Source organism: Ferruginibacter profundus, from assembly GCF_054783275.1.
Window position 1 is genome coordinate 384364 of sequence record NZ_BAAGQW010000002.1, and the last position, 23349, is coordinate 407712.

A 23349-nucleotide genomic window follows, 5' to 3' on the forward strand; every position below is an offset into this window, starting at 1 on the left:
AATTTATTCAAGGAAATAGCTTAAGTTTATAACCGCTTATTTACTTAAAACTAATGGCATGAAAAAAATCCACTACTGTTTATTGTTGCTGCTGCTGCCTTGTTCTTTACTGGCGCAGGAATGGAAAGTTTTTAATGATACCGCCTGCGCTTTTACCGCAAAATATCCTGCCACCTGGACCAAAAGAATAAATGAAACAAAAAGGGTATTTTTTACTTCGCCGGCCGAAAATGCAACAGACAGTTTTTATGAAAATGTAAATGTGAACATGATAAAGAATCCTGCCTATGGCACTACAGTAAAAATAAAGCAGGCCATTCCTGCTGTGCTTGATAATCTCAATAAATCCGTTGACAATTTTACTAAATTAACGGAACGGTATTTTAACTGGAACGATGGCGATGCCTGCGAACTCATTTACACCTGTAATGCAAAAAACAGTGGTTTGCCATTAAGGGTCATTCAATGGTTTGGTTTTTCCAAAGGCCGGATGTATACGGCAACTTATACTGCGTTGGCCAGCAATACAAGTAATACCGAACCTGCACAAAAAATCCTCAACTCCATTACATTCCGGTAATTTTTTCTACCTCGTTAAAAAACAGTGACACTAAAACAGGCCTTTTATATAATCACTGAAAAAAGTAAAGGCAAAGCAACGTACTACTACGGTTATTAAACATATACGAACCAGTTTTTTTAAATCGGCATTAAAACCGGTACCAACAGCAATAGCAGCAGGTGCTCCTAAAAAGAAAGTACCGATAGTACCTAAACCATACAGGCCATATTTATGCCATATTTTATAGATCAATCCTGTTTTAGGTTTAGGGGTTTTATCCTTTCGTATTTTTTTACTGATGAATTTTTCAATACGTTCTCCTAAAAAAGCTGCAATAAAAACGCCGGCAATACCTCCTGTTAAAGTACATCCCAGAATTATCCACGGGTCCATACCAAAGGCATGAGCCGCAACCAGTGCTGCATACACTTCAAAAGTTGCCATCGCAGTTACTGTAAGTATTTCTACAATCATAGCGCAGTAAATTACAACTATTTTATCCTTCAGGCACAATTCTTATTCTGCCTGTTTTTTACAGGTATCGTAATACCGGCATCTCCTGGTTACAAAATTCCGGCATTGTTTTATTACAATATCATTTTACCTGGTTAAATGTCAGAATTTTTACAATAAATTACATTGTCTTTTTAATACAATTTGCAGCAATCATGAAAAAATATCTTTTACGTAACACATTATTTTCGGCAACATGTTTTTTGCTGTTTATTACAACAACAGCGTATGCACAGCAAATACAAACCAGCGGAAAACCCAATGCTTCAGTAAGCATGGAACGGTTGTCACGTATTGACGACCTGGTAAACAGCTATATCAGTAAAAACTGGCTTACCGGCGCCGTTACAATAGTGATAAAAGATAACCAGCTGCTGCAATACAAAGGTTATGGCCTTGCTGATGCAGCGGCTAAAAAACCAATGGCAAACAATACTATCTTCAGAATAATGAGCCAGACAAAAGCTATTACCAGTGCAGGTATTTTAATTTTATTTGAACAGGGTAAATTATTGCTGGATGAACCGATTGCAGATTTTATTCCTGCTTTTAAAAATCCTGTAGTGCTGGATAAGTTTAATAAGGCAGACAGCAGTTATACTACCGTGCCTGCAAAAAGAGATATTACTTTCAGGGATTTACTTACCCATACATCAGGTATTGATTATGCTGCTATTGGCTCTGCAGATATGCAGGCTATTTACGCCAAAGCCGGCGTACCATCCGGCCTGGGTTATTTTGATGCCGATCTTTTAGAAAAAATGAATGTGCTGGCAAAATTGCCGCTGAAAAACCAACCGGGAGAAAAATTTTTATACGGTTTAAATACCGACCTGTTGGGCTGCCTTATTGAAGTGATCAGCGGAAAAACATTAGATGAATTTTTACAAAAAAATATTTTTGAGCCATTAAACATGAAGGATACTTATTTTAATGTGCCTGCAACAAAAGCTAACCGCATGGCTGGTGTTTATACTGAAGACAATGAACATCACGTTATCAAATGGTCGCACGAATTCAGGCATATTGATCCGGATTACCCGCTGATGAACAAACATTATTTTTCCGGTGGTGCAGGGCTTTCATCCACCGCTTTTGATTATGCTGTTTTTTTACAGATGTTACTGAACGGTGGTAAATACAATGGCCACCAGGTATTATCGCCACGTACCGTACAATTAATGACCAGTGGCCAGCTCGATTTTACCATTAATGGCAATGGCAATAATTTTGGCCTCGGCTTTGAAATTACTTCCGCTAAAGCAGCTGCCAGGCTACCCCGAAATGAAGGCAGTTTTGCCTGGGGCGGCTATTATGGCACTACCTACTGGGCCGACCCTAAAGCGCATTTGATCTGCCTTATTATGACGCAGCAAAGCCCCAACAGCCATGGAGACCTTGCAGCTAAATTTGAAAACATCGTATACAGCAGCCTGCAATAAATTATAATGCCGTATTACTTATTTTTTGTGCCATTAAACTTTATGGCTGTAGCTTTGTTTATCGAAATGTAATAGGAAAATTATTTTGCCTCTTTAACGCAGATACATTTTCTTTGCAGCCCTGAAATGAAATCCCTTAAGGATTCTCATCTTTTTTTCAGAAACTATTGCCGCTATTTTGGAAATACCTGTCATATTACAATGATATACACAGGAAAACATTGTGTAAAAAACTAAAACAAAATATATGGCACTAGTAGGTAAACAGGCACCACAATTTTCAGCAGGTGCAGTAATCAATGGCGAAGAGATTGTAGAAAATTTCAGTTTGCAGCAGTACATCGGTAAAAAAAATGTGGTACTTTTCTTCTATCCTAAAGATTTCACATTTGTATGTCCTACCGAAATTCATGCTTTCCAGGAAAAACTGGCGGAGTTTGAAAAAAGGGATACTGTAGTCATCGGCTGTTCAACAGATACAGAAGAAACCCATCTTGCATGGTTAAATACACCAAAAGATAATGGCGGTATACAAGGGGTAACTTTCCCAGTAATTGCAGATACTGCTAAAACAATTTCATTAAATTATGGTGTACTGGGCGGAGAATATGCTTTTAATACTGACACCCGTACCTGGTCTTTTTCCGGGGCGCCTATCGCCTACCGTGGTACTTTCATTATTGATAAAACCGGTGTTGTACGCCACGAATCTGTAAACGATTTTCCTTTAGGAAGAAATATCGACGAGTACATCCGTTTGATAGATGCACAATTGCACGTGGAAAAATTTGGTGAGGTTTGCCCTGCCAACTGGGAAGAAGGTAAAGAAGCCATGAAAGCTACCACTGAAGGTGTGGCTGAATATTTTTCAAACAACTAATAAAAACGGAAATGATAGAATTAGCAGAAGATAATTTAGACCAGTTAATTGCACAACACGAAACTGTATTGGTACAATACTCTGCAGGCTGGTGTGGCAATTGCCGGTTAATGAAACCTAAATTTAAAAGACTGGCAGGCGAACAACCCAATGCCACTTTTGTAATGGTGGATGCAGAAAAATTTCCGGCATCCCGTAAGCTGGCCAGCGTAAATAACCTGCCCACTTTTGCAAGTTTTAAAAATGGCGTTTTATTAAACCAGGTTCAAACCAATAAAGAAGAACAACTAAAAACTTTAATTGATGAAGCTACCCGTAATTAGGCAGATACAAAGAACATCTTCTGCAGCAGAAATAGAGACGGCCATTAAAGTATTGGAAAATACGTCGGAAGCCGCTTCATTAAAAAGTGAAGAGATAGATGTGATTGGCGAATTGATCTCCAATATGTGTGGTGCTTTGGAAGTACACCAGATGATAGCTGATGGTATGCCTGAAAAAGATGCCGCTAATAATTTTATGAAAAAAGTATTGGGCGCTATCGACAGGTAAACGGTAACCGGTAATTCTTTAAAGAGTGTTCTGCAAAAAAGGCGGAACACTCTTTTTGTTTTATTACAAAATTATTTTTTCTCCATTGCCCATACCGCTAACTTAGCGGCGAAATAAATAATACTATTGAACACGATAAAAATTTATACCGACGGTGCGGCAAGAGGCAACCCCGGCCCGGGTGGCTACGGTGTTATTTTAATGTTTGGCAATCACCGTAAAGAATTATCAAAAGGATACCGGCTTACCACCAATAACCGTATGGAATTATTAGCGGTGATCACTGCATTGGAAGCCTTAACCAAAACAGAACATCCTATACATATTTATTCCGATAGCCAGTATGTGGTAAGGGCTATAAGCGAAGGCTGGCTGAACACCTGGATAAAAACCAATTTTAAAGGAGGCAAAAAAAACAGTGACCTGTGGAAACAGTATTACACGGTATCAAGGCGTTTTAAAATTACCATGCATTGGGTAAAAGGGCATGCTACCAATCCTTTCAACAACCGTTGCGATGAATTGGCTACTGCTGCTGCAGATGGAAAAGATTTAGCTGTGGATGAATGGTATGAAGAAAATAAAGATGCCTGACCCGGTGGTATCAATGCAAAACAGCATCTTACAACACTACAACTAAAAAAGCCACCCTTTACCAGGATGGCTTTTTTAAAATATATTTATACTTAAGCAATTGCTTTTTTAACCGCCACATTTTGAATGGCGTAATAAGTACCAAACAAAATGCCACTATATACCAGGTCGGCAATCAAACTGGTCTTAAAAAAAGGTAAGGCAGCAATATAACAGTTTACAAAGCCACTGAAATCCTGGCTGTAAGTATGATAGATTGGGTTGTCGATAAAAAAGAAGGACAAATTAGATAATACAAAAAACAACACTGAAGATCCAAGAGAATAACCGATAACATTTACTACAGTCACTTTTTTAAGTGTGAAGGCTAATAGCGTGATCAGGGCAAAAATGCCATACCCTACCAATTGTCCCCAACCCCAAAAACCCTGTGCAGGTGTAAATAATTCAAACATTATATCAGACAATAACATAGAAAAAATGGGCAACGCAAAAGCCAGTCTTTTATCTGAAAAAATGGCACCGGCAAACAATGCCATACCCACCATTGGGCTAAAATTATAATGAGGATATAGCAATACCCTTGAAATAGCCGCCGCCACTACCAGTAATATGGCAATTATGATTGAGGTCTTGTTTTGTTTCTGCATTGTTCAAACTTTGCACAAAAATAGGTAATAATTTTTTCCCTCCATCATTTTACAGGCCCAATTATCCTCAGGCTGTTAATTACTTCACCTGGGTTTTATTACAGGGTTGCCAACCTTTATGGCGGCATTCAAGACTTGTTTTGGTTGGTAAACCAAACAAGCTATGGCAGATCATAATATTACAGGCAGCACCGGCGAAACAATGGCTGTGCATTATCTTATAGAAAAGGGATTTATAATACTGCACCAGAACTGGCGGCACAGCCATTGGGAAGTAGACGTAATTGCAGCAAAAGAAAATGTATTGCATTTCATAGAAGTAAAAACCAGGCGTACCAAAAAATTTGGTCATCCGGAAGAAGCCGTTTCAAAAAAGAAGATCCGGAATTTAATCAATGCTTCAGAAGAATATTTATACCGGTTTCCGCAATGGAAAAGAATTCAGTTCGACATTATCTCCATCACTATTTTAAAAAACCAACCGCCGGAGTATTTTTTTATTGAAGATGTGTTTTTGTGAGGGTTACGAGTTGTTTTTGTTACGGGTTATTTGATTGTAGGTTTGTTAATAAGAGTTCAATTCTTCGCAAACAATCAAATAACCCGTAACCCGCAACTAAAGAATCACGCTTTCCCTGCTGCTTCCATCATCTTTTCTACCAGCTTATAAGTGGCGGGGCAGTATTCAATATTTTGTTTGTGTACGTGCATGTAATCCACCATTTTTTTACGGGGTAAATGCGGAAAGCCGGAACAATCCAATGGCCTTATTTCATAGATAGAACACTTATTATCTTTCAGGTTCAGAAACTGGCAGGGTTGCTTTTTGTTTTGCCAATCCTTGTCTTTCTTTTCATAGATCAGCCATTTATCTTTAAACTCCTGGGGCGTTTGATTAAAGTGCGCCGAAATTCTTTTGATATCAGCTGTGGTATAAGTAGGCGTCATCGTCTTGCAGCAGTTTGCGCAGGTAAGGCAATCTATTTCTTTCCATACTTCAGGCTCTAAGGCAGCGGTCATTTTGTCTAATCCACGGGGCGGATTATTTTCAGTTTTAGTAAGAAAAGTTTTCATCCTTCTCTTATTAAGATTCACTTGCTTCTTAAAGGAACGGAGATTTACTGGCTGCATAATAAATTTTAAATGGTGCTTATTAAATTTAAGCAGCGAAAATAGTGTATAATTGTTTTAAATAAACATTTTTGAAAGCGTGAAAAAATATTATACAATATCAATTTTAAAACAACAGTTCTCCGCCAGCTGGCGGAGTTAGGGAAATTACATGTGGGACGCCTATAAAAAAGGATATAAAGCCTGGCTGCAGCTGGAAAAATCGCTGGCAGATAATTCGGTGGAAGCCTACCTCCATGATATTGATATGCTCACCACTTTCCTCCTGCAAACCGACATCAAATCGCCTGATAAAGTAACCCTGAAGGAATTAGAACTGTTTGTAAAATGGGTGGCAGAGCTGGGTATGACCGCCTCATCGCAGGCAAGGATCATTTCGGGCCTGCGCAGCTTTTACAAGTATTGTTTGCTGGAGCAAATTACCACCATTGATCCTACAGTTTTATTGGAGGCGCCCAAATTAAAGCGTAGCTTACCGGATACCTTAAGCTTTGAAGAGATAGAAAAAATTATTGCAGAGATCGATTTAAGCAAACCCGAAGGTGGCCGTAATAAAGCCATGCTGGAAACATTATACAGCTGTGGTTTGCGGGTAAGTGAATTGGTGAATTTAAAGATCAGTTGCCTGTATTTAGATGTTGGTTTTATAAGGGTGATCGGTAAAGGCGATAAAGAAAGACTGGTACCCATCGGCAGCGATGCCATCAAATACATTAAAATTTACAGGGAAAATATCAGGGTGCACATCCCTATTAAAAAAGAACAGGAAGATATTTTATTTTTAAACCGCAGGGGTAGCAAACTTTCCCGGGTGATGGTATTTTTAATTTTAAAAGAGCTGGCTAAAAAAGCAGGCATTACCAAGAGTATTTCGCCCCATACCTTCCGTCATAGTTTTGCCACGCACCTGGTGGAGGGCGGCGCCGACTTACGTGCCGTGCAGGAAATGCTTGGGCATGAAAGTATTACCACCACTGAAATTTATACTCATTTAGACAGGGAGTATTTAAGGAATACACTGGAGCAGTTTCATCCGGCGTTCAAGTAGACGCCTAAAAAACCGGTCCGATGTTCCTTTTTGAATTACTCTGTTAGGTAAACATCATGACCGGCATAAAACACAACCAAACTACTGAATAATAAAATTGCTGGTACTGATCATTTTTTGATTGCTGCCGTAAATACTCACATAATAAACACCACTTCCCCAGCTGCTGTTTGTCGGCACTTCCTCTATATACTGTTTTGCTGTAGCGGTGGATTGCTTTTGCACAACAATTCTTCCGGCAGCATCAGTGATTTGAATATTGTATACACCTGTCTCTTTTAATTTTAGCGTAAGCTTAATAGTATTACCTTTTTGAACCGGGTTAGGAGCTATTTTTAAAGCACCGGTTATTTTTGTTGCTACAGATATAAGTGTATCCCTGAAGAGATTAGTTTTTTGTATACTAGCTGTGCTGACTGAACTCACCCCTCCCATTCTGCAAATACGTTTTGAGCTTTCATAGGAATTAATAATTACAGCATCCATTTTTTTAAAATCTTCCGGCAAAGGAGCTTTTTCTAAAAATATTTGCCTGATCACTTTTCTTTCATCAAAATCATACCCTTTTATTTCCAGCTCTTGTGTAAGATATCCCTCTGCTGTAATCGTTACATTGTAGGAATCATTTTCCCTGATCTTTTTTAATTTATAAGTTCCTTTTTTATCAGTGAATTCTACATCGGCCTTATCAATCCCTCTTTTTTTAATGATGAGAGTTGCCTTATTAACCGGTTGCATTGTGGCATTATCGGTTACTTCAAGTATGGCAATATGTTTTGGCTTGTCAGCAGGTATATAATATTCATCGGTACTGATCATGCCGCCAACAATAACAACCTCTCCCGTTAAGCTGCTTTCCATTTTAGTAAGAATAATATCAGATGTATGTATGTTCGCCAACGCTATTTCTTTTGTTTCAAAGCCAATAGCACTTACCTGGATGATCTTATCACCGGGATTGATGATTATTTTATAAAAGCCTCCCTGGTCTGTACTTGTACCCGTTTTTGCGCCTTTTACAACTACACTTGCGCCGGCAATTGCAGCTCCGCTCTCGTCTGTAATTTTCCCCTTTATAACGTTGTTACTATTGCTTGCAATACCACATCCGGCTTCACCACTCAATGCTTTTTTTATTTCAGCCTGTTTAATACTATCTGCTTTTGAAGAGGAGAATGCTACCTTTCCAAGTTGCGCTTTTGCTGTATTCGTTTTACTAAAAAACAAAAACAACATCGTAATATAATTCCAATGCCAGAACAATCTTTTCTTTGGGTCTTTAGGCATAGTGATGGCTCTTTCCAACTGGTCAGGGTAAGCCCTTCCGCAAACTTTTTCGTTTTTTATGGTGGAGAAGTAATTCAACACTTCCCTGTCACTCATGGTACTAAAGTCTACTACCTGCTTAGCGCAGGCATTACAAAAACGGCCTTGTTCTGTGGGATTCATATTTTGCCAGTCTTCGTGGCATGGCTCAGGAATAGAGAGCTGAATTTGCTGCATAACAGTTGGTTTGTTATACGGATGCAACAATTTTAATAATTACATAAATGGGAAGAAAAAAGAAATGGAAAGTTGCTTTTATTATTATAGTCGGAGTGATGTGCGGCAGGCAGCTAAAAGGACCCCGATGCTTTTGAATTACTTTCTTTCCAGCATTACTTCATGCTGCTGGAAAGATACCGTGTTATTGTAATCGGTGTTAGTAACTTTCTTACGGTAATTTTTAAAGAGGCTCTGCCAGCGAAGTTGCAGTACGCCCAATATGCCTTCCTTCACAATACCTTTATTCATCTTACTGGCTCCCAATTCCCTGTCGATAAAAGTGATGGGCACTTCAGTTATTTTAAAGCCTAATTTCCAGGTAGCAAATTTCATTTCAATCTGGAAGGCATATCCCACAAAAGAGATCGCATCTAAATTAATGGCTTCCAAAACTTCTCTTTTATAACATACAAAACCGGCAGTAGGATCTTTAACCGGCATCCAGGTGATCAGCCTTGTATATACAGAGGCCCCTTTAGATAAGAATATGCGGTTGGCGGGCCAGTTCTCCACAGCACCTCCCTTTACATATCTTGACCCAATGGCAAGCCCTGCCCCTTGCTTGCATGCTTCATACAAACGCTCCAGGTCTTTAGGGTTATGTGAAAAATCGGCATCCATTTCAAAAATAAAACGATAGCCTTTTTCAATGGCCCATTTAAACCCAAAAATATAGGCTGTACCTAAACCCTGCTTGCCCTGGCGTTGTTCTAAAAATAATTGCCCGGGATATTTTGCAAATAAAGATTTTACAATGTTGGCGGTGCCATCAGGAGAGTTATCATCTATGATCAACACATGAAATTGTTTACCCAAACCAATTACTGCACCAATAATATTTTGGATATTTTCCTTTTCATTATAAGTAGGTATGATAACTAGTTTTTCCAAATCATGCTTTTAACAGGACCAAATTTACTAAAATTTCAGCAATGGATTATACAGATATTGGGCAACGGGGATAATTAGTTGTTTTTTAACAGGGTCTTGTTGAATATTTCAGTGAGTTTTTGTTTGGTATGCAGCGGAAAATCTCCCCTCATCATCCAGTCATAATACTGAGGCTCAGCCTTTAACACCTCGCTAACGGCCCGGCCTTTAAACTTACCAAAATTAAAGATTTCCACACCCTTATCATCATACCCGAAGCGGCGTGCATAATCCACAATTTTCTCTTCGCCGATTACTCCTAAAACAGATTCTACCGTATTACCCAGGTTCTGGTATTTTTCCAATTGAGCTAAAAATACATCAATGGTTGCATTTACATCAGCTTCGGCACTATGGGCATCTACCAGTTCTTTTGCACAAAAGAATTTATAGGCTGCTGATAACGTACGTGGCTCCATCGTGTAAAAAATGTGCTGTACATCCACCATTTTTCTCTTACTCAGGTCAACATCAAGCCCTACTCTTAAAAACTCCTCCATAAGGATAGGGATATCAAAACGGTTGCTGTTATAGCCGCCAAGGTCGCAACCATCAATAAACATTTTTATTTCGTTGGCCACCTGTTTAAAAGTGGGCGCATCTTTCACCATGTCATCAGTAATACCATGTATATCGCTGGAGGCTTTTGGTATGGGCATTTGAGGATTCAATAGTTTTCTTTTAACCTGCCGGCTTCCATCGGGTAATAATTTAATTACGGCAATTTCTACAATCCGGTCGGTAGATAGGCTTACCCCGGTAGTTTCCAGGTCAAAAAATGCAATAGGGCGTGTGAGTTGTAACATGATTGGGGGTTAAGTTCATATTTTATTGAAAAATAAGCCAAAATTACTGTAGTTTTCACAGTATTTGAAGGCGCAAGGTAATAATTTACTATATTTCGCCGTTTACCGTTGGTAATTTATCTTTGCATGAATGTAAACTTTGCAAGATTAAAGTTTTTAACCCGAAAATCTAGACAATGAAAAGATTATTTTTTGCTTTTGCACTGCTAACCCTGATGGCAGTTGTATTTAATAGTTGCGCAAGCAGCCGTAAAACCGGATGCCCGGGTACGGAAGGTATCATTCATTAATTCATAGCTGATCGTATGAACTGGATAGACCTGAATGATGAACAGCAATTGAGCAGCTTAAAAGAATTAAGCAAACAAAAAGCACAATTGATTTTTAAACACAGCACACGTTGCGCTATCAGCAGCATGGCTAAAAACCGTTTAGAAAGAGCCACGCTTCCGGATTCTGTTGATTTTTATTACCTGGACCTGGTAAAGCACCGTCAGCTATCTTCCGCAATTGCAGAAGAGTTTGGTGTATACCACGAATCGCCACAGGTACTCCTCATTAAAAACGGCGAGTGCATTTACGACGAAAGCCATAGCGGTATTCAAATGGAAGAAATTCTGGAGCAGTTAAGCGCTGCATAATATCCCTGTACACAGATTGCTTAAAAAATTATTCCGGTTGCCCTGCAACCGGTTTTTTAATTGGGAATTAACCCGATAGGTAAAATGATCTCCCATTTGTTTTTTACACCAGGATTTATCAAATCGGTATCCAGTAAATGAGCATAGCGTACGCCAATACTCACAGGTAAAGAATTCCATACTTTGGTATCAAAATATAATTCGCCTCCTGTGCTTCGGTTTTTTATTTCGGAAAGAAAATTAGTACCGTTGGAGTAATACAATCTTGCCTGTGCATTATTATAATCGTAAAATACATTGGCTCTTATGCGCTGAAAATAAACTATCCCGCCAATACCCCAATCGGGATAGCATACCGGGAAATGATAATTTACAGCCAGTTTATACATGCGCCTTGTGCTCAGTGCTTCATACCCTCTTGCATAAGAGAACGTATTGCTGAACAGATCAGATAATGTATCTCTTTTTTGATAAGCCCCGTTAAGAACGATGCTATGATTAACACTAAAGCCGGGCAGATACAATGCTGCACTACCCACAAACTTATGACTGTCTTTATACGTAAACGCATCCCTGTAGCTTAATGAAATGGCCTGCGCCCAACGTGGGTTAATATGCTGCCTTGCCTGTCGGCTTACATTACTGAAAGAAAAAAATGCGTTGGCATAATCAATCGCTTTATTATCAAAAACATTTTTGGTTACACCACGGTAATAGTATTGCTCTACATTATACCCTGCGCCAAAATTTAAAAATTTATTGGTACGTCCGCCAATAAAATTTAACGGAATAGCAAAGCCTGCTTTAAATGTAGCGGAATTAAATTGTACCGATTTACCTAAAGCAGTATCAATGGTACGGTTAAAACTTTCTTCTGCGCCTATGCTTAACTGTGGTAACCATCCGGCAAACACCGTATTAATACCAACCGTATGGCTTTTATCATTATAGTTATAAGTGTAACTGATATTATTGCTGAAATTACTGAGCACATTATCGTTGTACACCATATAGCCATATTCAGGATCATTAACTACCGGGCGCCAGCTGTGAAAATTAAATAACCCGAATGATTTCCGGTATTTTGTTACAACGTTTTTCTTTTCTCCCAAAGCATACAATGCACCGGCACCGTTTTTTTGCAATGCCGCTGCCGCATAAACATCCGGAACTTTGGTCACTGCTTCTTCAGAAAAAGCCTGCCATGATAATGCACTGAGATTTATTTGAGACAACCGGTTGCCGGCAGCAGTAAAAGAAGAAAACAATAACTCATTTTTTGAATTTACCACGGGATGGTAAGCACCCGCAAGATTAACAGCCAGGCTGAAAATTTTATTATCCGGTAATGTAACAGCAAAAGTATTGTCTGTATTCTTAGCCATCATTGTAAAATAAACAGTATCCCCTTTTACAAACGGATAACCTAAAACATTAAATGAAAACGGGGTGATATTTGCTGTTTTACCACTGGTAAGATCAACTTTTATCAACGCCATTTTTCCTGCAGGATTACGCACCGCCGACACGGCAGTATTGCCATTGATATATTTTGTTTGTGTAAAGAAATAATTATTGGGATTAGGAACTTCCGCAATCACTTTACCTGTTGCAGCATCTAAACGATCCAGGTTATTGGTGCCATTTGTTTTTACATGTACAGCAAGTATCTCACTACCGTCAGCATTGATATCCGGAGAAAAATATTTTGATTTAAAGGTCAGTTGTTTTTGTTGTTTAGATCTTATGTCCAGCAACTGGATCACACTGTAATCCCGGTTGCCCCACCTTGGGTCAGACTGGAAAGAAGCATAAACAATTTTTCCGTTGTTGTAGGAATAATAATCATCGATCGTATAATTTTTAACCTTTAATTTTTCTTCCTTGCCCTTTACCAGTATATAAAATGCAGGTATTTCCTTGTAAGATTTTTTTGTTACCAGGATGCTATCGTCACTTATGAAATGGGGGAATAAATAATCTACAACATTATTCTTTTGTATTCCTGTTATGTAATTATTGATTGCAAATTCTTTGCCTGCATCAAAAGACAGCGTTTTCTTTTGAAAATACTCAATAGCATTATTCCTGAATTGCGTAAAGGATATACCGGAGTGCTTTGCAATTGCTTTATTAAAAAGGCATTTAAACCTTACCGCATCTTCAGTTACTTTATTCCAAAAATCTTCACCATATTTTTCATAGCCATATGCCACCAGTATATAACCGATCGGATAATGATCGGGCACAAGATCTTTTAAAGACCCGCTGCGGTATTTCATCCAGGGATATTTTTTATTGGCCAGCCATATCGCTTTAAATTCATTCAGAAAAGAGGGCATTCTCCCCCTGCCCTGCGCACTCACCAGTGTTTCCTGCCATACCGCATCACCTTCAAAAAAATAATCCGGTAAAAAAATACCGTTTGCCAGCAGTTGCCCTTCCTGCCCTAAAAAAAATGAAAACAATTTGGTAAAGCCTTTATTAAAGTTGCTGAATTGCTGCATGTGCCTGCTTTCGTGGGTGATCAGGTTATCATCCCACCGGATACTTCCCGTGCTGAAATTATCCTGCCCCGGCATCATGTACAATTCGCTCATTATTGGTGCCATACGCACATAGGCATTGGGTACCGTAGTTTGATTTTGTAAAACAATATTCCATTTGCGCTGGTGGCCCCCGATTGTTTTTGAAGTAGCGCTATCCATAAGCATTACTTCATTAGCAATGCGGTTGGCCTGGCTATCTAACCCAATTGGAAAGATCACCCTTGCCTTGGGTGTATTGATCTGCCTCCATTTTATTGATGGCGCATTCCCTCCAAAATTCTGGGCCTTGCCTGGTAAGGCTAGTAAAAAAACCGACAGTACAGCAGCAATATGTTTTATGGTTATCATGGTTTAAAAATACTAAAATAAACTATCTGGTACTACTCTTTGCAAACCGTAAAAAATAAGGCCCCGTTCTTTTACAGAACAGAGCCTTTGTGTTTACCCTTAGTATAGTAATTACATTTTTGGCAGCAACACATGATCTACCACGTGTATCACACCATTGCTTTGATTAACATCTTTAATAGTAACATAAGCTACATTACCGCTTTCATCTTTAACAGCAATTTTCTTTCCTTTCATCATTACCATTAAATTGCCACCGGCAACAGTTTTTAAAGTAGCCGTACCATTGCCTGCTTTAATTAATTTAGCCAGGTCCATTGAAGTGTATTTACCTGCCACCACATGATAAGTTAAAACACCGGTTAAAGCTGCTTTGCTTTCTGGCTTTAATAAATTATCTACAGTACCTGCAGGCAATCCGTCAAATGCCTTGTTAGTAGGTGCGAATACGGTAAACGGGCCGGCGCTTTGTAAAGTGCTTACCAAACCGGCAGCTTTTACAGCAGCAACTAAAGTAGTATGGTCTTTACTGTTCACTGCATTTTCTACAATGTTTTTTGATGGATACATGGCAGCACCACCAACCATAACTGTCTTTTCCATTTGAGCAAAAGATGCATTAACAAACAAAATTGCTATTGCACCAAAAAGAAATTTCTTAATCTGTTTCATAAATGTGTTTTTAAGTTTTTTAATTATTTATTGTAGAAACATTTACGGCAGATGAAAAACTTTGGATTGAATTTTTCTAAAATAATTTTTCTGTGGAAGCATAATACATGGATAACCTGTATACCATGAAACAGTTTTGAAAAACTAAAGAAAAAGAATGTCAGGAAGGAATTTTATGAGAGGAATGGCATCAGATAATTTTGCCCAGGCTCACCACTTTAGTGGGTGTGGGGTTGCCGCCTTCTTTTTCAAGAGAGATAGCGAAAGCTTCTGCCCTGCCAAATGATTTCATTTTTTGCATGCGGAATTTTTTGCCCTTATCATTAGTAATGATCAATCCGCCATCAACCGGTTTACTATCAACAATACCCCAGAATTGATATTGCATACCCGGAGGAGGGTCAGGTAAATTGCTGGCATCCACCATAACCTCGGTGGTATTCTTCATCCAGAAAATTTTGGCATTAGCACCGGGTGCTGAGCCGGTTTCTTTTAATGATACAGGCATGCTATTGGGATTTTTCACCCAATCAATTTCACCTTTAATTTCATTTTCATGTTGTAATACTTCTGCAAGTTGTTGCTGTGTTTCCTGAAGGTCTTTGGTTGCAGCATCATATTTTTTACTTGCTGTATCATACTTATTATAATACATCATATTCATGGCAGCGCTGCCTATCAATAATGCAAATGATGCAGCCGCAGCCCACTTCCAGCCACTGCCGATACGCACCACTTTAGCTGTATCAGAACCAGCAACTGTATTGGCAACAGTGTTGATCTGTGGTACGTCATTTATAGCTGCAAATATCTTTTCTTTAACATTGCCTGCCGGCGAAATGGCGTTTGCCTGCGCATAACTTTCAATACCCGATTGAATAGCAGTGAGCTCTGCAGCAACTTCAGGATATTGTTTTACCCAGTTCTCTACCTGCTCCATTTCTTTTGGAGAAGCCAGGCCCGCAGCATAAAGCTCAAGTAAACCGGATGATATGATATCTTGTAGTTCCAATTTTATTGCAACATTTTTCTTAATTCTAAAATAGCCGACCGCATTCTTGTTTTTACAGTCCCTAACGGAATGCCCATCTCTTTGGATATCTCATCTTGCGTATACCCATTAAAATAAGCCAGGTCAATAATGCTCCGCTGCTCTGGTTTTAAATTACTTAGCTGTTTTCTTATCCCGAGTGCGTCAAACTTTTCAGCTACGGCTTTATTATCAGTAAAATTACTTACGGAATTTTCATCACCAGAGATTTTGCCCTGTTTTTTATATCCTTTACTGCGTAAAGTATCAATAGTAAGGTTCCTGGTAAGGTTCAGCATCCAGGTAAAAAGGCGCCCTTTGGTAGTATCATAACTGGCAAAATTATTCCAGATTTTTACGAAAGCCTCCTGTAAAATATCCTCGGCCAGTTCCTTATCTTCCACCAGCCGGTATATAATGCCATTTAAAGCAGCAGCATAATTATCGTATAAATAGGAAAAAGCCTGCTGGTTGCGGTCCTGTAACTGTGCCACCAGTTCTTCTTCACTATATTTTGTAATTTCTGCCAAAGGTTAAATGGTTAATTTGAATCGAAAGTAGAATATTTTTTTAAAACACAGTATCTTAACTTACAATAAAAGTAACATGATACTGAAAGTGATCCCTGTTTTACCGGCTATTAACATAGAAGATACAATAATGTTCTACGAAAGTAAACTAGGTTTTACTGCTTTTGACCAGGGCGGTTACGTGATCATGAAAAAAGGGGAGGCAGAATTACACTTTTTTTTGTGTACTGATAAAAAACTTTGCGAAAACTCCTGTTGTTATATTAAAGTATCCGATATTGAATGCCTTTATACAGATCTTTCGGCTTTAGGCATTGTTAACATCAAAGGCAAACTGGAAGATAAGCCAAGAGGCATAAAAGAATTCAGCATCAGAGACAACAATGGCAACCTGTTAAAATTTACAGCTGTGGCCACCTATTAAATTTATGACCACTGTTACAATAAGAACCATACAACCGGGTGACAATACCGCATTGGCAACAATCATCCGCAATTCATTGGAAGAATTTAAAGCCAATAAACCCGGCACTGTTTATTTTGATCCCACTACCGATAATTTAGCTGCAGTTTTTACAGCTCCCGGAAGTATATATTTTGTAGCGGAAGAGAATGGCGTATTGCTTGGTGGCAGCGGCATCTACCCTACTGAAAATTTACCGGGAGGCACCTGCGAATTAGTAAAATTGTATTTAAGCAATGCCGCAAGAGGAAAAGGTTTAGGTAAATTACTAATCAAAAAATGTTTTACTGCCGCTAAGCAAATGGGTTATTCCAAAATGTACCTGGAAACCCTGCCCGAATTAAATATTGCTGTACCACTTTACGAAAAAATGGGTTTCAGTTATTTAAAAGCGCCGTTAGGCAATAGCGGCCACCATGGTTGCGATATCTGGATGATAAAAGAGCTGTGATGATATTTTTTGTGGAATTTATTGTTATCTGAATCTAAAGGGCAGCTCAACAAAATGAAAATTATATTCTCCCCGTTTCTTTTCATACTATTTATTTCCTGCGGCAACAAGGAAAAACAACAGGCAGGAATTTCGCCAGGGTATGCCGTTGCTGCAACTAATGCTCCGGTATTAGATTACGATGCCTGCAAAAAAGCCATTGTATTGCTTAAACAAAAAAATAAAACCGTCTGGAGTAAATTATCAAGGTTACAAAAAGAGAAAATTTTTACCGGTGCCGCTGTTGAAACCATAATACCCGGCTGGATAGGCACCGCCTGGGATTTTAACGGCACCAGCGAAACGCCGCAGCAGGGAAAAATTGCCTGCGGTTATTTTGTGACCACCGTTTTACGTGATGCCGGCTTACCTGTTGCAAGAATAAAACTGGCGCAATGTGCGTCGGAGCAAATGGTTACAACCCTGATTCAGCCCAAATACATACAGCGCTTCAGCAATATTTCCATTGACAATTTTGTAAAGGCAGTACAACAACAAGGATTCGGTTTGTACATTGTTGGCCTGGATAATCACGTAGGTTTTATTTATAATGATGGCACTGAGATCTATTTTATTCATTCCACTTTTGTTGGCACCAGGAATGTACAGAAAGAAAAAGCAGCAACAAGCCGGGTATTAAGCCAGAGTAAATACAAAGTATTAGGAAAGCTGAGTGCTGATGAAAAAGCCCTGGACAGATGGATTGCTTTGTGAGGCCTGCCCTATTGCTTCTTACAGTATCTTGTGTAGAGAATCGTCAGTCGTGAACGGCCAGTATCTCTACTTCATAAACAGCGCTGAACAAATATAATTTCCCCGTTTTTACTTCCACACATTTATAGCGTTTGCGGACCTTCTCCCCTTTTTTAAAAATACGATCGCCTTTAATTTTAAACAAACTACCTTCTGCAAGGCTTTCCACCAATTGCATGCCTGGCTTCCTGTCATCATAATTATTTAACACCCGTAACAATTTTTCATCGCCGCAGCTGCTTGCTGCAGGGTTTTGTAACGTTTGCAATAATGCTTTCTCAATATCTGCCGGAAAAACTTTTTTCAATAAAAACTTTGCCAGTATTTTACTGAATTCATTTTTCCATTCCTTGCCATGCGCCATTACCCTGTGCCCGAATTGTTCGTATGTAAACAAGTGAGCCAGTTCATGCAACAGAGTAATTAAAAATGCATACTTATTCAGGTTACCGTTCACGCTTATCCGGTGTGTTTTATCTGCATGCGCATGGCGGTAGTCGCCCAAAATAGTTTGCCGCTGCCGGGTAATGGTAAGATGAACTTTATAATGCTGCAGGTAGTACAGCACTTCTTCAAAACTGCCGGCCGGTAAATATGATTGTAATTGTAAAAGAGGGGCTTCCTGTTTAGGCATTTTTTTGTTTGTTCAGCTTCATCACCATCATTACTTCAACCGCCAGGTACAGCAGGTACAAAAAGAGTGATATGTAGATGGCCGGTTTATTAACGGTTTTGCCAAATGCAATTACATAAATTAAAAATGCGCCGAGTATCACCACCATTTTTATCATCATGCTGCCCATCATGCTTCTTACAAAAACATTGGGATTTTTATTTTGCAATGCCCTGCGTTGTAAAAAAAAAGCTGCAAAATTGGTTAAAAAAAGCAGGGTGTTGGCGATAATTAAAACATCCCTGTCTATGCCATGCTTTTCAAAAAAAGCGGGCATGGTCAGTAAAAAAGCATTTAAAATAAGAAAAAGGAATACCAGTGGAAAGATCAGCTTGTTTTTATGTTGCATCAGGTTCTGTTAATAACGGTTTGTAATGATACCGGCACAAAGGTAATGCTAATCCAAAATAAAAATGCTCCCCCGTAAAAGGGGAGCATGCTGAATATTTTAATTCCCTGCCGGTTTGTTTCAGTTGTACAATTACTTATGTTCTTTATTCATTTACTGCGCTGGATCTTTCGGTGATCTTTACAAGGTCTACCACATTGGCTCCCATATGGCATTGTCCGTTAAATGACGCCGTAGGCTCAATCTGTAATTTGCCGGCATAAATATCACCGTCCACTTCGGCCTTACCATGCAGGTACAGCAGGTCGGCTACCTTAATTTTACCGGTAACCTTGCCTAAAATATCGGCCTGTTTTCCATCTATATCGCCTTCTATAACACCTTCGGCACCAATTAATATTTTAGCTTTTGCTACCAGGTTGCCCTTTATAATTCCGTCAATTCTTATATCACCATTACTTTGCACATTGCCGGTAATGGTGGTTCCTGCACCAATTATACTGGTAGAACTGGCGGGAGTTTCATCAAATGATGATTTTGATTTTGAATTAAACATATTCTTTTAGTTTTTGAGGTTGAACAGTTGTTACTCACTCATCGCTATTTTCTACCTTGGGTAAGTCCAGCTTATTGGTATCCAGCTTAGGCACTTTACCTTCCAGTACTTTCTGCAGGTCGTTAAAATACTTTTGTTTGTATTCCAGGGCCTGTTCTATCGAATCGGTACGCATCTTTAATACCCGGTATTCCCGTATTTGCTTGGCATTACCATATCCCACGCCGGGTAAATAGTACTTCAGTGGCGTAAAAACGATCAATGATACCGTTAATCCCACCAGTAAAACAAACAGGGTACTCAGGGCAATATAAACACTCAGCCGGTTTAATTTGAATTTCACCACCTCTTCATAAGTGTCTTCGTTCATCACCACCAACCTGTAACGGTTTCGCAAGCGTTTTAATGTGCTGTTGGCGTCAAATTTTGCCATAATATTTTTTTGCAGGGTGCTAAAATTAACTAAAGCAGGCTAAAAAAGCAATAACCACACCAAAAAAGCGTAATTATACTTATGATAAAAGATATAATTACGCAAAGTGATTTTTACCAGGCCTCTTAAAAAAAGGATAAATTGCTTTTTTTGCCCTTAGCTTTCTTCAGTCATTTGGCAAAAATACCCGATATTTATGGCTGTTATCTAACCTTTTGATTCATGCTGAAAAGAACTATTGTATTTACCCTTTTATTTGTTGTTTTTAATGCCTGTTTTTCCGGGGCTTTTGCCCAGGCGCCTACATGGACGCTTGACCCCTTTGGAAAAGAAAAAAAACCGGAAAAATATGAAACCCGGAAACTGGGTTCAGAAAAAACAGCAGATAAAAAATTCACTAATTTCAGGCATGTAGTACAAAATAATATTACCCATTTCAATTATTATTTTAACTCCAATAATAAAGTTAATGCTGTTGTGGAAAGGGCGAAGCTCAGCAACAAAGATGATTACAGTAAACTACTTCCTTTTTATCCTTACTCATTGGATAATACGGCCACACAAAAACAGGAACTGGATTCTATCATTTACAAATGCACAGCCGGTATTTTATTGCACGACCTGCGCAACGATTGGATAGATAATATGTACCTGCTTATAGGTAAAGCTTATTATTACCGCAAGGATTTTGATTCTGCGGCTATGACCTTCCAGTTTATCAACTACAATCTTTTCCCCCGTAAAAAAAATGAGGACGACAGCCGTGTAGTGGGTACTAACGAATCTGCCAGCGGAAGCAATATCTCTATTGCCAATAAAGAGAAGAGAAATATTTTACAAAAAGCCACAGCATTACCGCCCAGTCGTAATGATGCACTCATCTGGCTTGCACGGGCTTTGATAGAACAAAATGAATTTGGAGAAAGTGCAGGCCTCATCAATACTTTACAAAATGATGCCAACCTGCCCAAGCGTTTACAAAACGATCTTGAAGAAGTAAGCTCGTACTGGTATTTTAAACAAACCGGCTATGACAGCGCTGCAGTACATTTAGAAAAAGCATTGAGCAATGCGGATGACAAACAGGATAAGGCACGCCGTGAGTTTTTACTGGCACAGCTATACGAAATGAACGGGCAAACTGATAAAGCATCAGATTATTATGGCAAAGCATCAAAACATACCGTTGACCCTTTAATGGATATTTATGCCCAGCTGAATGATGCTAAAATGTACCGCAGCGGCGACAATTTAAAAGAGTTAAACAATAGTATCAGCAATCTTTTAAAAATGGGCCGGAAAGATAAATTTGAAGCCTACAGGGATATTGTGTATTACTCGGCAGCACAGCTTACATTACAAAAACCAGACAGTAATGCGGCTGTGGTACTGTTTAATAAAAGCATTAAGTATAACGAAAACAATATCAGCTATAAAAACAAAGCTTATGTGCAGTTGGGCGATATTGCTTACAAACGTAAACAATACCGGCTGGCGGCTGCTATGTATGATAGCCTGCAGGTAACTGATACCACATTTACCGACAACCTCTCGTTGGTGCTTGCACGAAAAGCAGCATTAAGTAAAATTGTTGGCTTTATTACAAATATTGAAAGAGAAGACAGCCTGCAACGCATAGCTGCACTTTCACCTGCAGAAAGGGAATTGTTTGTAAAAAAATTAGTAAAAAAAATACGTAAGGAAAACGGCTTGAAAGATGATGGCTCAAATACAGGCAGTGCTTCACCAACCTTTGATACCAAAAACAATCCTCCCGCCGATCTGTTTGCTTCTAACAACACCAAGGGAGAATGGTATTTTTACAACAGTGCTTTAAAAGGACGCGGCTTCAACGAATTTAAAAGCAGGTGGGGCAACAGGGCTAATGTTGATAACTGGCGCAGGAAAGCCGCACTGGACCTTAATGCCACCAATGGTAATCCCAATAAAAATGCAACTGCCGGAAACAATACCACCGGGGGCAATAATACCGGTGCACAGCAACCGGAAATTACCTACGAAGGATTAATGCAAAACCTGCCACTTACTCCAGAAAAAACTGATAGCAGTAACAACACTATTTCAAATAATTTATTAGACCTGGCGCAACTGTATAAAGATGAACTGGAAGATTATGCCGAGGCAATAAAAACTTACGAAGAACATTTACAACGTTTCCCCAATAAATTAGCCGACGGAGAAATATACATGGGCCTTTATTATTGCTACAATAAATTAGGCAATACCGAAAGAGCCAATTATTATAAAAATTTACTGAACACTAAATTCCAGGGTAACAAAGCATGGCAAAAAGTAAATGATCCTGCTGCACTTGACCCTAAAACAAAAAATTCTGAAGCCACAAAAACCTACGAAAATGTTTACAATCTTTTCCTGGAAGGAAAGTTTGATGAAGCAATTGCAGAAAAGAAAAAAGCAGATGCACAATATGGCGTTAATTACTGGACACCGCAATTGTTGTATATAGAAGCCTTGTACAATGTAAAACAACGCAACGATAGCCTTGCCATTGTTGGATTGAATGCTATCATTCAAAACAATCCTAATTCTCCTTTAAAAGAAAAGGCTGCCACAATGATAGATGTGCTGAAGAGAAGAAAAGAAATTGAAACCTATCTTACCAATTTACAGGTAACCCGTGCCGAAGACGACCAGGTACTGATATCAACAGACACCAAACCTGTAGTAAAACAACAGGCGCCGGTGGTAAAAGCTCCGGTACTTGTTCAAAAACCTACTGTATCTGCACCGGTAATAAAAGATACTGTGGTAAAGGCGCCGCCATTATTAACCAATGGTGCCTTTGTAATAAAACCAGATGTGCCGCATACGGTAGTAATGATCCTGGATAAAGTGGATGGTGTGTATGTTAATGAAGCAAGAAATGCATTTAACCGCTATAACAAAGAAAATTATTATGGCCAGGTTATCGATATTACCAAAGATGCTATTGATGCTGACAGGAATATTTTGATCATCTCTTCTTTTGCCGATGGCGCTGCTGCACTGCAATATTATGATAAGATAAAACGGGATGCGGCAAGGGAAGTATCGTGGTTACCTGCCAATAAATATTCCTTTATAATAATCACCAGCGAAAACCTTCAGGTATTAAAAACCAATAAGGATATCAGCGGTTACAAGGCCTTGTTAAATAAACAATACCCCGGTAAATTTTAACAGGTAAT

The 23349-nt window shown here is 38.9% G+C and carries 27 protein-coding genes; 13 read left to right on the forward strand and 14 right to left on the reverse strand.

The genetic code is table 11. The annotated features are described in order from the left end of the window. Positions 1 to 58: 58 nt before the first annotated feature. Entirely contained in the window at positions 59 to 580 is a 522-nt protein-coding gene (locus ACYVM0_RS11810; RefSeq protein ID WP_460557260.1) for a hypothetical protein, read from the forward strand. A 30-nt stretch (positions 581 to 610) separates the two neighbouring features. Here ACYVM0_RS11810 and ACYVM0_RS11815 read toward each other — a convergent pair whose 3' ends face one another. Then, positions 611 to 1036: a hypothetical protein gene (locus ACYVM0_RS11815; RefSeq protein WP_460557262.1), complete on the reverse strand. Its 426-nt coding sequence runs from the start codon at positions 1034 to 1036 to the stop codon at positions 611 to 613. Positions 1037 to 1230: 194 nt separating this feature from the next. Here ACYVM0_RS11815 and ACYVM0_RS11820 point away from each other — a divergent pair, with 194 nt between their 5' ends. The 5 genes from ACYVM0_RS11820 to rnhA all read left to right on the forward strand — a co-directional run bounded on the left by ACYVM0_RS11820 (position 1231) and on the right by rnhA (position 4543). Next, positions 1231 to 2517 carry a serine hydrolase domain-containing protein gene (locus ACYVM0_RS11820; protein WP_460557264.1) on the forward strand — a complete coding sequence of 429 codons (1287 nt, stop codon included), beginning with the start codon at positions 1231 to 1233 and terminating at the stop codon, positions 2515 to 2517. A 247-nt stretch (positions 2518 to 2764) separates the two neighbouring features. Next, positions 2765 to 3397, forward strand: a complete 633-nt coding sequence (locus ACYVM0_RS11825; RefSeq protein ID WP_460557266.1) for a peroxiredoxin — start codon at positions 2765 to 2767, stop codon at positions 3395 to 3397. 11 nt (positions 3398 to 3408) lie between these two features. Next, positions 3409 to 3720, forward strand: a complete 312-nt coding sequence (locus ACYVM0_RS11830; protein ID WP_460557268.1) for a thioredoxin family protein — start codon at positions 3409 to 3411, stop codon at positions 3718 to 3720. Continuing rightward, positions 3701 to 3949: a DUF6952 family protein gene (locus tag ACYVM0_RS11835; protein ID WP_460557270.1), complete on the forward strand. Its 249-nt coding sequence runs from the start codon at positions 3701 to 3703 to the stop codon at positions 3947 to 3949. The genes ACYVM0_RS11830 and ACYVM0_RS11835 overlap by 20 nt, the downstream gene beginning before the upstream one ends. 126 nt (positions 3950 to 4075) lie before the next feature. Beyond that, complete coding sequence (gene rnhA, locus ACYVM0_RS11840) at positions 4076 to 4543, forward strand: ribonuclease H family protein (protein ID WP_460557272.1); 468 nt, start codon at positions 4076 to 4078, stop codon at positions 4541 to 4543. 92 nt (positions 4544 to 4635) lie between these two features. Here the strand turns inward: rnhA and ACYVM0_RS11845 are convergent, their stop codons facing one another. Further along, positions 4636 to 5193: a DUF6580 family putative transport protein gene (locus ACYVM0_RS11845; RefSeq protein ID WP_460557274.1), complete on the reverse strand. Its 558-nt coding sequence runs from the start codon at positions 5191 to 5193 to the stop codon at positions 4636 to 4638. A gap of 163 nt (positions 5194 to 5356) precedes the next feature. Between ACYVM0_RS11845 and ACYVM0_RS11850 the strand changes: the two genes are divergently transcribed. Next, a complete protein-coding gene (locus ACYVM0_RS11850) occupies positions 5357 to 5713 on the forward strand; it encodes a YraN family protein (protein ID WP_460557276.1) in 357 nt (118 codons plus the stop codon). Between the two features lie 104 nt (positions 5714 to 5817). Here ACYVM0_RS11850 and ACYVM0_RS11855 read toward each other — a convergent pair whose 3' ends face one another. Continuing rightward, positions 5818 to 6267: a YkgJ family cysteine cluster protein gene (locus tag ACYVM0_RS11855; RefSeq protein WP_460557278.1), complete on the reverse strand. Its 450-nt coding sequence runs from the start codon at positions 6265 to 6267 to the stop codon at positions 5818 to 5820. Between the two features lie 208 nt (positions 6268 to 6475). Here ACYVM0_RS11855 and xerD point away from each other — a divergent pair, with 208 nt between their 5' ends. Beyond that, entirely contained in the window at positions 6476 to 7372 is an 897-nt protein-coding gene (gene xerD, locus ACYVM0_RS11860) for a site-specific tyrosine recombinase (protein ID WP_460557280.1), read from the forward strand. A gap of 81 nt (positions 7373 to 7453) precedes the next feature. Here the strand turns inward: xerD and ACYVM0_RS11865 are convergent, their stop codons facing one another. From ACYVM0_RS11865 to ACYVM0_RS11875, 3 genes are all read right to left on the reverse strand, one after another. Next, the gene (locus ACYVM0_RS11865) at positions 7454 to 8875 is read right to left on the reverse strand and encodes a carboxypeptidase-like regulatory domain-containing protein (protein ID WP_460557282.1); all 1422 of its coding nucleotides are present in this window, start codon (positions 8873 to 8875) and stop codon (positions 7454 to 7456) included. A gap of 138 nt (positions 8876 to 9013) precedes the next feature. Then, complete coding sequence (locus ACYVM0_RS11870) at positions 9014 to 9808, reverse strand: polyprenol monophosphomannose synthase (RefSeq protein ID WP_460557284.1); 795 nt, start codon at positions 9806 to 9808, stop codon at positions 9014 to 9016. Between the two features lie 74 nt (positions 9809 to 9882). Beyond that, positions 9883 to 10653 carry an exonuclease domain-containing protein gene (locus tag ACYVM0_RS11875; protein WP_460557286.1) on the reverse strand — a complete coding sequence of 257 codons (771 nt, stop codon included), beginning with the start codon at positions 10651 to 10653 and terminating at the stop codon, positions 9883 to 9885. A gap of 305 nt (positions 10654 to 10958) precedes the next feature. Between ACYVM0_RS11875 and ytxJ the strand changes: the two genes are divergently transcribed. Next, complete coding sequence (gene ytxJ / locus ACYVM0_RS11880) at positions 10959 to 11294, forward strand: thioredoxin family protein (protein WP_460557288.1); 336 nt, start codon at positions 10959 to 10961, stop codon at positions 11292 to 11294. 56 nt (positions 11295 to 11350) lie between these two features. Here the strand turns inward: ytxJ and ACYVM0_RS11885 are convergent, their stop codons facing one another. From ACYVM0_RS11885 to ACYVM0_RS11900, 4 genes are all read right to left on the reverse strand, one after another. Then, entirely contained in the window at positions 11351 to 14191 is a 2841-nt protein-coding gene (locus ACYVM0_RS11885) for a hypothetical protein (RefSeq protein WP_460557290.1), read from the reverse strand. 111 nt (positions 14192 to 14302) lie between these two features. Continuing rightward, positions 14303 to 14863 (reverse strand): fasciclin domain-containing protein, encoded by a 561-nt coding sequence (locus tag ACYVM0_RS11890; protein WP_430990552.1) that lies wholly within the window; start codon positions 14861 to 14863, stop codon positions 14303 to 14305. Positions 14864 to 15053: 190 nt separating this feature from the next. After that, positions 15054 to 15875: an anti-sigma factor gene (locus ACYVM0_RS11895; protein ID WP_460557293.1), complete on the reverse strand. Its 822-nt coding sequence runs from the start codon at positions 15873 to 15875 to the stop codon at positions 15054 to 15056. A gap of 2 nt (positions 15876 to 15877) precedes the next feature. Beyond that, the gene (locus ACYVM0_RS11900) at positions 15878 to 16423 is read right to left on the reverse strand and encodes an RNA polymerase sigma factor (protein WP_460557295.1); all 546 of its coding nucleotides are present in this window, start codon (positions 16421 to 16423) and stop codon (positions 15878 to 15880) included. A gap of 76 nt (positions 16424 to 16499) precedes the next feature. Here ACYVM0_RS11900 and ACYVM0_RS11905 point away from each other — a divergent pair, with 76 nt between their 5' ends. The 3 genes from ACYVM0_RS11905 to ACYVM0_RS11915 are packed head-to-tail and all read left to right on the forward strand — an operon-like array spanning position 16500 to position 18090. Then, positions 16500 to 16847: a bleomycin resistance protein gene (locus ACYVM0_RS11905; RefSeq protein WP_460557297.1), complete on the forward strand. Its 348-nt coding sequence runs from the start codon at positions 16500 to 16502 to the stop codon at positions 16845 to 16847. A gap of 4 nt (positions 16848 to 16851) precedes the next feature. Beyond that, complete coding sequence (locus ACYVM0_RS11910; RefSeq protein WP_460557299.1) at positions 16852 to 17337, forward strand: GNAT family N-acetyltransferase; 486 nt, start codon at positions 16852 to 16854, stop codon at positions 17335 to 17337. A 54-nt stretch (positions 17338 to 17391) separates the two neighbouring features. Next, on the forward strand, positions 17392 to 18090 hold the full coding sequence (locus ACYVM0_RS11915; RefSeq protein WP_460557301.1) for a hypothetical protein: 699 nt from the start codon (positions 17392 to 17394) through the stop codon (positions 18088 to 18090). 43 nt (positions 18091 to 18133) lie between these two features. On the opposite strand, the gene ACYVM0_RS11920 is transcribed toward ACYVM0_RS11915, so the two are convergent. The 4 genes from ACYVM0_RS11920 to ACYVM0_RS11935 all read right to left on the reverse strand — a co-directional run bounded on the left by ACYVM0_RS11920 (position 18134) and on the right by ACYVM0_RS11935 (position 20140). Next, complete coding sequence (locus ACYVM0_RS11920; protein ID WP_460557303.1) at positions 18134 to 18763, reverse strand: SprT-like domain-containing protein; 630 nt, start codon at positions 18761 to 18763, stop codon at positions 18134 to 18136. Then, positions 18756 to 19151: a hypothetical protein gene (locus ACYVM0_RS11925; RefSeq protein ID WP_460557305.1), complete on the reverse strand. Its 396-nt coding sequence runs from the start codon at positions 19149 to 19151 to the stop codon at positions 18756 to 18758. Before ACYVM0_RS11925 ends, ACYVM0_RS11920 begins: the two co-directional genes overlap by 8 nt. Before the next feature lie 145 nt (positions 19152 to 19296). Next, positions 19297 to 19707 carry a bactofilin family protein gene (locus tag ACYVM0_RS11930; protein ID WP_460557307.1) on the reverse strand — a complete coding sequence of 137 codons (411 nt, stop codon included), beginning with the start codon at positions 19705 to 19707 and terminating at the stop codon, positions 19297 to 19299. 34 nt (positions 19708 to 19741) lie between these two features. Next, complete coding sequence (locus ACYVM0_RS11935; protein WP_460557309.1) at positions 19742 to 20140, reverse strand: hypothetical protein; 399 nt, start codon at positions 20138 to 20140, stop codon at positions 19742 to 19744. Positions 20141 to 20362: 222 nt separating this feature from the next. On the opposite strand from ACYVM0_RS11935, the gene porW reads away from it, so the two are divergent. Beyond that, positions 20363 to 23341, forward strand: a complete 2979-nt coding sequence (gene porW, locus ACYVM0_RS11940) for a tetratricopeptide repeat protein (RefSeq protein WP_460557311.1) — start codon at positions 20363 to 20365, stop codon at positions 23339 to 23341. Positions 23342 to 23349: the final 8 nt, after the last annotated feature.

Excerpts from the sequence above, each read along its gene's own strand:
- ACYVM0_RS11925 (WP_460557305.1), bottom strand. The coding sequence starts at position 19,151 with ATGCAACATAAAAACAAGCTGATCTTTCCACTGGTATTCCTTTTTCTT.
- ACYVM0_RS11850 (WP_460557276.1), top strand. The coding sequence starts at position 5,357 with ATGGCAGATCATAATATTACAGGCAGCACCGGCGAAACAATGGCTGTG.
- ACYVM0_RS11905 (WP_460557297.1), top strand. The coding sequence starts at position 16,500 with ATGATACTGAAAGTGATCCCTGTTTTACCGGCTATTAACATAGAAGAT.
- porW (WP_460557311.1), top strand. The coding sequence starts at position 20,363 with ATGCTGAAAAGAACTATTGTATTTACCCTTTTATTTGTTGTTTTTAAT.
- ACYVM0_RS11930 (WP_460557307.1), bottom strand. The coding sequence starts at position 19,707 with ATGTTTAATTCAAAATCAAAATCATCATTTGATGAAACTCCCGCCAGT.
- ACYVM0_RS11810 (WP_460557260.1), top strand. The coding sequence starts at position 59 with ATGAAAAAAATCCACTACTGTTTATTGTTGCTGCTGCTGCCTTGTTCT.
- ACYVM0_RS11910 (WP_460557299.1), top strand. The coding sequence starts at position 16,852 with ATGACCACTGTTACAATAAGAACCATACAACCGGGTGACAATACCGCA.
- ACYVM0_RS11855 (WP_460557278.1), bottom strand. The coding sequence starts at position 6,267 with ATGAAAACTTTTCTTACTAAAACTGAAAATAATCCGCCCCGTGGATTA.
- ACYVM0_RS11915 (WP_460557301.1), top strand. The coding sequence starts at position 17,392 with ATGAAAATTATATTCTCCCCGTTTCTTTTCATACTATTTATTTCCTGC.
- ACYVM0_RS11825 (WP_460557266.1), top strand. The coding sequence starts at position 2,765 with ATGGCACTAGTAGGTAAACAGGCACCACAATTTTCAGCAGGTGCAGTA.
- ACYVM0_RS11820 (WP_460557264.1), top strand. The coding sequence starts at position 1,231 with ATGAAAAAATATCTTTTACGTAACACATTATTTTCGGCAACATGTTTT.
- ACYVM0_RS11885 (WP_460557290.1), bottom strand. The coding sequence starts at position 14,191 with ATGATAACCATAAAACATATTGCTGCTGTACTGTCGGTTTTTTTACTA.
- ACYVM0_RS11865 (WP_460557282.1), bottom strand. The coding sequence starts at position 8,875 with ATGCAGCAAATTCAGCTCTCTATTCCTGAGCCATGCCACGAAGACTGG.
- ytxJ (WP_460557288.1), top strand. The coding sequence starts at position 10,959 with ATGAACTGGATAGACCTGAATGATGAACAGCAATTGAGCAGCTTAAAA.
- ACYVM0_RS11890 (WP_430990552.1), bottom strand. The coding sequence starts at position 14,863 with ATGAAACAGATTAAGAAATTTCTTTTTGGTGCAATAGCAATTTTGTTT.
- ACYVM0_RS11875 (WP_460557286.1), bottom strand. The coding sequence starts at position 10,653 with ATGTTACAACTCACACGCCCTATTGCATTTTTTGACCTGGAAACTACC.
- ACYVM0_RS11920 (WP_460557303.1), bottom strand. The coding sequence starts at position 18,763 with ATGCCTAAACAGGAAGCCCCTCTTTTACAATTACAATCATATTTACCG.
- ACYVM0_RS11845 (WP_460557274.1), bottom strand. The coding sequence starts at position 5,193 with ATGCAGAAACAAAACAAGACCTCAATCATAATTGCCATATTACTGGTA.
- ACYVM0_RS11815 (WP_460557262.1), bottom strand. The coding sequence starts at position 1,036 with ATGATTGTAGAAATACTTACAGTAACTGCGATGGCAACTTTTGAAGTG.
- ACYVM0_RS11935 (WP_460557309.1), bottom strand. The coding sequence starts at position 20,140 with ATGGCAAAATTTGACGCCAACAGCACATTAAAACGCTTGCGAAACCGT.
- ACYVM0_RS11830 (WP_460557268.1), top strand. The coding sequence starts at position 3,409 with ATGATAGAATTAGCAGAAGATAATTTAGACCAGTTAATTGCACAACAC.
- xerD (WP_460557280.1), top strand. The coding sequence starts at position 6,476 with ATGTGGGACGCCTATAAAAAAGGATATAAAGCCTGGCTGCAGCTGGAA.
- ACYVM0_RS11835 (WP_460557270.1), top strand. The coding sequence starts at position 3,701 with ATGAAGCTACCCGTAATTAGGCAGATACAAAGAACATCTTCTGCAGCA.